This is a genomic window from Bacillus sp. 105MF, from assembly GCF_000374885.1.
Lineage (GTDB): Bacteria > Bacillota > Bacilli > Bacillales > Bacillaceae_G > Bacillus_A > Bacillus_A pseudomycoides.
Map to the genome: position 1 here is coordinate 1 of NZ_KB895632.1, position 9558 is coordinate 9558.

The 9558-nt window shown below is 32.2% G+C and carries 8 protein-coding genes and 5 pseudogenes; 10 read left to right on the top strand and 3 right to left on the bottom strand.

Features of this window, described 5'->3' with window-relative positions; all coding sequences use genetic code 11:
* Window positions 1-337 (bottom strand): IS6 family transposase (locus C564_RS0130245; RefSeq protein WP_018767725.1); only part of this gene is annotated, 337 nt, incomplete at its 3' end.
* A 142-nt stretch (window positions 338-479) separates the two neighbouring features.
* Between C564_RS0130245 and C564_RS0130250 the strand changes: the two genes are divergently transcribed.
* The 6 genes and pseudogenes from C564_RS0130250 to C564_RS0130275 all read left to right on the top strand — a co-directional run bounded on the left by C564_RS0130250 (window position 480) and on the right by C564_RS0130275 (window position 4741).
* Window positions 480-1406 carry a DUF2268 domain-containing protein gene (locus C564_RS0130250; RefSeq protein WP_018768044.1) on the top strand — a complete coding sequence of 309 codons (927 nt, stop codon included), beginning with the start codon at window positions 480-482 and terminating at the stop codon, window positions 1404-1406.
* Window positions 1381-2148, top strand: coding sequence for a MerR family transcriptional regulator (locus C564_RS0130255; RefSeq protein WP_018768045.1), 768 nt, complete (start codon window positions 1381-1383; stop codon window positions 2146-2148). The genes C564_RS0130250 and C564_RS0130255 overlap by 26 nt, the downstream gene beginning before the upstream one ends.
* 315 nt (window positions 2149-2463) lie before the next feature.
* Window positions 2464-2763, top strand: a pseudogene (locus tag C564_RS0130260) (recombinase family protein); the annotation flags it as partial.
* Window positions 2764-2842: 79 nt separating this feature from the next.
* Window positions 2843-3721, top strand: a complete 879-nt coding sequence (locus tag C564_RS0130265; protein WP_018768047.1) for an Rpn family recombination-promoting nuclease/putative transposase — start codon at window positions 2843-2845, stop codon at window positions 3719-3721.
* A 571-nt stretch (window positions 3722-4292) separates the two neighbouring features.
* A complete protein-coding gene (locus C564_RS0130270; RefSeq protein ID WP_018768048.1) occupies window positions 4293-4490 on the top strand; it encodes a hypothetical protein in 198 nt (65 codons plus the stop codon).
* A gap of 53 nt (window positions 4491-4543) precedes the next feature.
* On the top strand, window positions 4544-4741 hold the full coding sequence (locus C564_RS0130275) for a DUF3955 domain-containing protein (RefSeq protein WP_018768049.1): 198 nt from the start codon (window positions 4544-4546) through the stop codon (window positions 4739-4741).
* 163 nt (window positions 4742-4904) lie between these two features.
* On the opposite strand, the pseudogene C564_RS33995 reads toward C564_RS0130275, so the two are convergent.
* A pseudogene (locus C564_RS33995) lies at window positions 4905-6098 on the bottom strand (cytochrome P450 family protein).
* Window positions 6099-6145: 47 nt separating this feature from the next.
* Between C564_RS33995 and C564_RS37935 the strand changes: the two are divergent.
* From C564_RS37935 to C564_RS35875, 3 genes and pseudogenes are all read left to right on the top strand, one after another.
* Window positions 6146-6319: pseudogene (locus C564_RS37935) on the top strand (IS6 family transposase); the annotation flags it as partial.
* A 467-nt stretch (window positions 6320-6786) separates the two neighbouring features.
* Window positions 6787-7443, top strand: a complete 657-nt coding sequence (locus tag C564_RS0130285) for an amidase domain-containing protein (protein WP_018768052.1) — start codon at window positions 6787-6789, stop codon at window positions 7441-7443.
* Window positions 7444-7540: 97 nt separating this feature from the next.
* Window positions 7541-8248, top strand: a pseudogene (locus C564_RS35875) (IS6 family transposase).
* Between the two features lie 92 nt (window positions 8249-8340).
* On the opposite strand, the gene C564_RS35880 reads toward C564_RS35875, so the two are convergent.
* A complete protein-coding gene (locus C564_RS35880) occupies window positions 8341-8445 on the bottom strand; it encodes a YjcZ family sporulation protein (protein WP_018768055.1) in 105 nt (34 codons plus the stop codon).
* Window positions 8446-9314: 869 nt separating this feature from the next.
* Between C564_RS35880 and C564_RS35885 the strand changes: the two are divergent.
* Window positions 9315-9558, top strand: a pseudogene (locus tag C564_RS35885) (IS6 family transposase); the annotation flags it as partial.

Genomic DNA, 9558 nt, shown 5'->3' on the forward strand with positions numbered 1-9558 from the left:
CAGCCTGATGATCCCGTTTTTTACGAAGTTGAATATCCAATGTGTGTCCATCTTTATCAATTGCACGATAGAGATAACGCCAGTCTCCCTTAACTTTGATATAAGTCTCATCCAAATGCCAAGATAATCTTGCAGATTTATTTTTCACTGTCCAAATTTGATAGATGAGATTGCCATATTCATGAACCCATCGCATGATGGTTGTTGGGTGAACTGAAATACCACGTTCTTTCAGGATTTCAGAGACATCGCGATAACTTAAAGAAAAACGGCAGTAGTACAGGGCGGCTACTAAAATAATATCTTTCTTGAATTGTTTTCCTTTAAAATATCTCATGTCTGATTCTCCTAGATCCTGTTTTCTAGAGTGTAGCTTCATGTAGAAAACTTTGCAACAGAACCTTTTTAGTTAACCCCCTTGACTATAACGCTACGTCATAGTGCATAATTTTAACTATATTAAATAAGGAGTGAAAGAAATGAATATAAAATCATTACGCTCAGATAAAATATATCGAAAAATTTTACAAGCCCCAAAAGAGGAAAAGGTTGAGTTATACAGACAAGAAATGTTGGCTCCGTTTATGGGGAAATGGGAAATTCAACATGTTCCTTTTAAAACTGAGGAGCCAAATGGTTTTGATGTTATTACATTGAATAATATAATGAGCATTTCTCCTACTCAGATTACAAATGAGATTACACCAGAATTAGAATTGATTTCGTCTGATTCTTTTTGGTTTGAGTGTAAAGAAGCTGTTAGGAAAAGCCTTCATTTATTTAGAGAGCATGATGTGAACCTTCATGTATCCGATTACTTATTCACGATTCTATTAGGGGATTCAAATAGCCCTTCATTAATGTTAAATGAAGGATATAGTGGTGATGGAGGTATCCCTGGATATATTTTGTGTACACTTGTGCCAAATGAATACACAATACCTCGAATGAAAGCTGCTTTAGCACATGAATGTAATCATAATGTTCGATATCAATTTATTCAATGGGACCATACTGTCACTTTAGGTGAATTAATTGTTAGTGAAGGATTAGCAGAAAACTTTGCTACTTCTATTTTTGGAGAAGATCTACTCGGTCCTTGGGTATCGAAAACAACTATGGAAATGCTTAATAGACATATTAAACCTGTGCTCAAGGAACAATTACAATTAACAGAATTTGATAAAATTGCACCGTATCTTTATGGTGACGAATTAGCAAAAATTCAAAACTATATGCCAGTCAATATGCCTTATGCTGCTGGTTATGCCTGTGGATACTATTTAATTAAATACTATTTAGAAAAAACAGGTAAAAATATCTTTGAAGCTACAATAATTCCTGCCAATCTAATATTAGATGAAATAAAAGGATTTTGGGATGAAGAAACAATTATTAACGGTTAAAGATATTGTCCAAATTACAGGCATAACAAAAAGAACCTTACAATATTATGATAAAATAAATTTATTAAAGCCAATTTACTTAACAGAAAATGGTTATCGACTCTATGATAGGAATAGTTTAGCGAAACTTCAAAAGATTCTATTTTTTAAGGAAATGGACTTTTCTCTAAAGGAAATTGCGGATATTTTGAAACTCACGAGAGAAGAACAGCAACAATTATTAAAGAAGCATAACCAAACTTTATTGTTAAAAAAACAACGTTTAGAAACAATTATTACTGCGGTGGATGAATATGTATCAGGAAAGGATATCTACAATTTAAATATTTTTAATAATTCATCCATTTTACCATTACAAGAACAATATGCTCATGAAGCAAAATTTATCTATGGAGAAACAGAAAAATACAAAGAATTTGAGGGGAAACTGAAAAAACTCTCTCCTAGTGAAAAAGCGAACTTATTTCATGAATTCGAACAAAACATGGAAAGAGTATTTAGAAAAATTGCTTCCTATATTAATCAATCACCTACTTCCGATGAAGTACAGCAATTAATTGTTGAATGGAAAAGTTATCTCGAACAATCTGTTGTATGTGACTCTGAAATGTTGACATGTATTGCAAATACGTATAAATTTGATAATCGATTCAAAAATTATATAAATCAATTTAGTAATGAAGACTTAGCTGAATTTTTATATAACGCTATTATACATTATGCCAATCAACAGAAGCATTAATTTCATACTTTTATAATACAACATATAAATAAAAGATGGTGTTAATTGAAATTTCACACCATCTTTTTAAATAACTTTATTTGCTTTTAAACAACTTTATTGTCACTGCGCATCAATGAGTGATCCAATATGAAATCCTCCCACTAATTTTGTGATTTTTCAAATCCAAGGTACAATTCTACATTAGCATTTCCATACATAGAAATCTGATTGATGAAACTGGAATTGCTGCTTAAGACTAGATTCCACTAGGAAACTTTTTGCCTCTTTATATCTTTCCTAAGTATTTGCACCAGAACCCGAAAAAATAAGTAAACCGAACAAGACGAACAAGCTAAAGAACAAACAGCCACTATTCGTATGTTGTTACGTGTGGAAAATAATAATAAATTTGTACGAGGAAAGGGGAAAGTTCGAAAGAATATCGAATCCTTTCTCATATCACAATACAATATGGAACAACGTTCAGGAGAATATATATTTTATGTTCCTTACACCACAATTCCAGATTTAGAACAAAAGGTAGATAACATAATTCGTGAAATTGATTTTGAAGCGGATCTACAAAACTGTTTGACGGAGTTAGATGTGTACTGTGATGAATTGGAGCTACAATGTAAAAGTAACATTTGCTTATATAAAGAATTACATTATAAAATAATAAGAAGAAAAGAAAGACAGGGAGAGGAAACCCATGTCCACAAAATTAGTAAATTTACGAATTGATTTCGCTTTTAAACAGTTATTTGGAACGAAGGGAAACGAAGAAATTTTAACTGGCTTTTTGAATGCTATTTTAGAGGAATCTTTAGAGGCACCTATTGCATATCTACAATTAGAAGACCCGCATCTTCATAAAGCTTATGAAGATGATAAATTATCCATTTTAGACTTATTAGCAACATTAGACAATGGAACGCAAGTGAATATAGAGATACAGCTTCGCAATACACATGATATGGTAAAACGATCTTTATATTATTGGAGTAAACTCTATACATCCCAAATGCAAGAAGGGATGCCGTATCGTTCACTTCGGAAAACAATTACCATTAACTTATTAGATTTTATATTGTTCTCCCAGGATGATTCATTTCACACCATAGGACAATTATGGAATCCCAAAAAGCAACAGATACTAAGTGATGATATTGAAATTCATTTTGTGGAAATTCCAAAATTGGTCAAACAATGGCGTGAAGAAAAAGTAAATCCATGGGAAAATGCATTTGTTCGCTGGATGTTATTACTACCAGCACATGAAGATGAACATTTAACTCAAACATTGGAGGAGATTGCGATGAATCAAGATCCAATTTTACAAAAGGCGATGAATAAGTGGGAAAATATGAGCCATGACTCTTCTTTCCGAACAGCTTATGAAGCTCGTGAAAAGTTACTTCTAGATGAACAAGCTAAGTTAGCTCATGCTCGAGAAGAAGGATTAGAAGAAGGTATTGAAAAAGGGAAAATTCAATTAATTCGTGGTATGCATAAAAATGGTATGCCATTAGAAGACATTGCGAAATTCACAGGTCTCAGTACAGAAGAAATACGAAAACTACTATTATAATACGTACTATTACAAAAGCTTTGCGAAAGATCTCGCAAAGCTTTTTATTTAGTTCTTTAAACATCAACTCCCTAAAAAAATATTTTTTCCTTTTTTGGACAGTTTTCTTTTAATTTATATTAGTGTGATTTTAAAAGCAAGTTGTAACGTTTAAAACAAAGTTTAACCGTTTGTAAAAAGTTTGATCAAAAATCCTATATGAATTTCTAGATGCATTTAATAAATATGATGATGATTCATGTTTTCGAATTTGTACTAGGGGTCACTATACATGCCCATCAACTTAAGAAAAGCAAATACCCCAAAACGAAAAAAATGAGCTGAATGGTCATAAATAATTGTAGTGAGATAAAAATTTTCGTTTTGGGGGTACTTCATAACTTTAGCTTGATGAAAATGTGGTGCTACCCCTATATATGAAGGAGTCTTTTTATATTTTTATTTGTGAAATCTTACAACAGTGTCACCTTGATGTAAGGTTATTAGATAGTTTAACTATTATTTCAATGTGATAATAAAAGTATAAGAAATACATTCATAAAAAAATATATTATACAGAGGTAACCATACGATGATTTTAAAAGTAGCATTTATACTCTTTGGAGTATTCTTAGTATTATGGGGTATATATAGTACGAAAAAATATGAATCATTTTTAGACAAGCTTACTGGAATAGGACAGTTTTTAGGCGGCATTACATGCATAATTGCTGGGATTTTATCCTTTATAATTAAACAATTTATTAAGGAGTCGCTTCAACCTTACTAACTTATAAATCACTTATTTTGTATCAAATAATCCTTACATATGGAGGTTTTAAAATGAAAAAATATATTTTAACTTTAATACCATTTATCCTAGGGATAGCGTGTGTAGTTAGTTATAATACTATCGGATCTAAAGTTGCATCGGATGGTACTCTTGTGGAACCATTTTATTTACTACCAATGGGTTATTCATTTTTAGCTATCGGTATAATTAGTCTTTTTGTAAGTAAAATGAAAAAAGTTAATAAATAGACTAAAAAAGAGCCTTATTAAGGCTCTTTTTTTAATCTTGCGAAAAGTTATTTTTTATGGTTTTCCAATTGTATTTGGGTGTGAGGCAGCTATTGGGTTAAAGCGAAACAAATATGAGTTAAAACTTTAGAGGCAATTCTTCTAATGACCTCATGAGATAGTTTTATTTCCATCTTACTTGCTCTCTTTCACCTTGCATCTGTATATTTGGAATATGTTGTAATAATGAAGAAATTGCAATTTTTGCCTCCAAACGAGCGAGTGATGCACCAAGACAAAAGTGGCTACCATGGCCAAATGCAATATGACGATTGTTTTTTCTTGTAATATCAAATACATCCGCGTTTGGAAAAATCTTTTCATCACGATTAAAAGATGCTAATGATATAATAATTCTATCTTTTGATTGAATATCTTGTCCATGCATTGTAAATGTTTCTGCTGTCCAACGTAAAGTCGTTAATTCAACAGGGATGTAAAACCGTAATGCCTCTTCAATTGCTAAATCGATTAAATCCGAATTTTGACGAAGTTTTTGTAACTGAACTGGGTGCTCTAGCAAGGCCAATGTCATATTTGTAATTAAATTTACTGTTGTTTCATGTCCAGCAACAATAAGCAACGTAATTGTCGAATATAACTCCGATGCATTTAATTTCGTTCCTTCACTTTCCGCCTTTATTAGTGCACTGATTAAATCGTCAGCAGGTTTTTCTCTTTTTTTATTAGCTAAATGCTGTATATATTAAGCAAATTCTCCTAACTTTTGATTGTTTTTCTACATGTCTTCTAACGTATGTGGAGTATCAATAATTGCCTGTGACCAAACTTTAAATTTATGCTGATCTTCAAGAGGAACACCTAACATTTCACTAATCACCATAATAGGTAAGGGGAAAGCATAGTCACTTACAAGGTTTATAGAATTATTATGTTCTAATTTATTTAATAAAGTATCAGTAATATATTGAATTTGACCTTCAAGTTGTGAGATCACCTTAGGGGTAAATGCCTTTTGAGCAAGTGATCGTAAACGGTTATGATCAGGGGGATCTGAATTCAGCATATGATTTCTTAAAAGTTCTCTATTCTCTAATGAAATAGGTACGTCCACTTCTTCTTTGTTACTGAATACGCTTTCAATATTTTTCATTAATTTTGCATCTTTCAATAAAGAGTTTGCGTCCTCATATCTCGTAATCAACCAACTTTGACTCTGTTCTCCTGAAGATAAAGGGTAAACAGGGTGATATTCGCGCAATTCTTTATATATATCATATGCTTCCTGTTTAAATACAGGAGAAGATAACTGTGATTCTGATGATAGTTTGAGATTCAGCTCGTTTTTTGAAGCCATCCATATAACCTCCATCTTTGTGAATATCTTGGTAACTATAAAGGAACCATATCAAGCGACGTTTTTCCCAATCAGCAGGATTTCAAAATCTTCGTCATGCTTCACGTACCTTGAAAGGAATCGAAACCATTCATGCTATATATAAACAAAACCGCCGTTTGCGACCAAACTGCGGTTTTTCAACGTACAATGAATTGCAAAAGTTACTTACAATTGCTTGAGATTCAATTGTGCTCAACCTAAATTTTTATCTCTTAAGAAACTCTGCAACAGAACCTTTTGATGCATATTCATAAGAAGCACGTCACCCTTTCTCATTAATATAAGAGAATGGTAACGTGCTTTTAACTTCAAGAATAGTCCAAATCCTTAAGTTGATGGATGTGCGGCTGAACCCCAAAATAATGTTTATGAGGAATTATAATAGAATTAAATGGATTATTATTTATAACAATTGTTTCTCAACTTTTTTTAAAAGGTTTCTCCGTTAATTTGCAGAAAAATTTACAATATTAGGTTTATTGTAGGATATAAAAATAACCCGTATTTAATAAATTTTATTTCGGATTAACATAAATAGCCTATTAAAAAAATAAAACAAAGGAATCTCTTAATTATATAAAATGTACGCGATATCACTAACACAATATAATTAAATTCAAAAAATCAACAGTAAGGAGAGGTTTGTATGAAATTTAAGAAAAAAATAATGTGCACAACATTATTTTTTGGTATTTTGGTCACTCAAAATCCGCTAGACAGTACAATTGCTTTAGCATCAACAATAGATAATTATCAAAAAAGCCAAGATGAATTAGCTACTAATAACTTAAATGAAAATCAACAACTTAATATAAAAAATGCATTAGATTATGTAAATAACTGGTGGAATAATAGGAATCCTGATTATGCAAAATGGGATCCAAATGATTGTATGAATTATGTCTCTCAAATTCTAAAAGCTGGCGGAATAAAAGAAACACTTCCATCAACTATACAACCTTCAGGAATTGATTCAAATAAAAATTACTGGTACAGCAAAAAACAAGGAGATAATATTTTTACTGAATCTAGCACATGGATAAACGTCGAAGATTTTTATACCTTTTGGAGTAAAACTCAAAAAGTAATTACACCAGATAAATTAAATATTATGAGAGATATTGAAGTTGGAGATGTTATACAACTTCAAAAAAAATCAGGAGGAAGTTACTATCATGCAATGTTTGTAGTAAAAAAGGATTCAGAAACTGTTTATTTAACAGGACATACTAACGATAGAGAAGCCTTAGATATTAGAAATATACAAGGAGATAATTTCCGAGTAATTAAATTTTCTAGGTAAGAATCACGGTTCTGGTGCAAAAAATTCGAAATATCTGGAAGTAATCTCCCAAACTTGGACATACTGATACTAGTACTCTAAAAAGGACGTGATCAGTATGAAAAAACAAAATCTATTCAAGTGGAAACATTATCAATCTGATATTATTTTATTAACCGTAAGATGGTATCTACGATACAACCTCCGTTTTCGTGATTTAGTCGAAATGATGGAAGAACGCGGGCTATTTATTGCTCATACAACCATCATGCGCGGGATTCATCAATATGGCCCTGCATTAGATGAGCGATTAAGGTGTCATCTTAAGACAACCAATTATTCTTGGCGAGTTGATGAGACGTATGTGAAGGTCAAAGATTAATGGATGTACCTGTATCATGCTGTCGATTTGAAAGGAAATACCATCGATTTTTACCTAAGCAAAGCAAGAAACCACAAGGCTGCAAAGCGATTCTTCAAGAAAGCTTTGCAGTCTTTTCATATTTCTGAGCCTCGTGTCGTGACAGTCGATAAGAATCCAGCTTATCCTATAGCAGTTGAAGAATTGAGAAAAGAAAAAAAGATGCCATTAGGCATCCAACTAAGGCAAGTGAAATATCTCAATAACATAGTGGAACAAGACCACCGATTTATCAAAAAACGAGTCCAGTATATGCTAGGATTTCAATCTTTTCACACAGTAACCAAAACACTTGTTGGAATAGAAGCTATGCATATGATAAGAAAAGGACAGATTTTCCATGGGGGAAAGTCTGTCCAAAAGCAGATACAACTGATTAATATTCTCTTTGGTCTTACCGCATAAACAGTCATTCCGTTAGGAATGACTCATTCTTTTTACTCTTCATTATCTTTTTGCACCAGAACCCATATAAGAATGTCTTTTCTGATTGTTTTTTAGCAGAAGCAAGCAGCTCCAACTATGATTAATAAAATAAATAATACAACTAATAAAGCAAATCCTCCAGCAAAGCCGCCGTCACAACTACCACCAAAGCCCATAATAGTTCCTCCTTTAGATAAGAGGAGAAAACAAGGGGTCACTCATGTATTTTAACGGATTCACATTACTTTATGCTTTTAAATAATATATGAGCAGGTCCTTAGAAAACAAAGAAAAGACACCCTAAGGTGCCTTTTCTTTGTTTTTTCTCGCGTATTGAGATGACTATTCAAACCTTGTATTAGGGGACATGGTTCAAACAGATATATATTACACTTATAGCTTAACATTGACGGAATATACAGTAAATTGATAATGTTTATGCAAAATATTCCCAAAGTTTAGTATAGATATTTTTCACTATTACTATATTAAAAATAGAATTAATGCATAATTGCATAACAATATAGTATGCGATTAGCAGTATAATTTAAATATGTACAATAAAGCTGAAGAGGCAGAGACCATCTACGGAAATAGATGGTCTTTTGCTAGTAAAGAATAAATGCATTATTTTGATGGTATTCATCCAACTGAAAGGCTTACACTTTTCCTTGCACATTGTGTGGGGGTTTTTCATAAAGAAAAAACACTCTTATGAGTGTCTTTTCTGATTGTTTTTTTTAGCAGAAGCAAGCAGGTCCTTTAGAAAATAAAGAAAAGACACCCTAAGGTGGCTTCCTCCGACTTGAACCATTTTCATTTAATACGAATCTATTCGTATTACCCCTTTGTTATAGATGTAAACACAGCCTATAACACAGAGTCGTCTATATACACCAGATTGTTAGTTCACAAAATACAAGAAAAGATAAAGCCCACCTACGGAATGAACGGTTCTGGTGCAAAAACTCTAAAACTTTTGCAAGTAATCTCCTAAACTTGGACATACTGATAGTATTACTCTAGAAAAAGGTGTGTGATCGATATGGAAAAGGAAAATTTGTTCAAATGGAAGCATTATCAGCCGGAACTCATCTTATTAACAGGTGGTACCTACGGTACAATTTGAGCTTCCGTAAATGGAGGAACGAGGCTTATCCATAGCTCACATAACGATTATACGATGGGTTCACCAATATGGACCTCAATTAGAAGAGAAAGTACGACATCATCTTAAAACAACAAATGATTCATGGAGAGTCGATGAAACTTATATTAAAGTGAAAGGG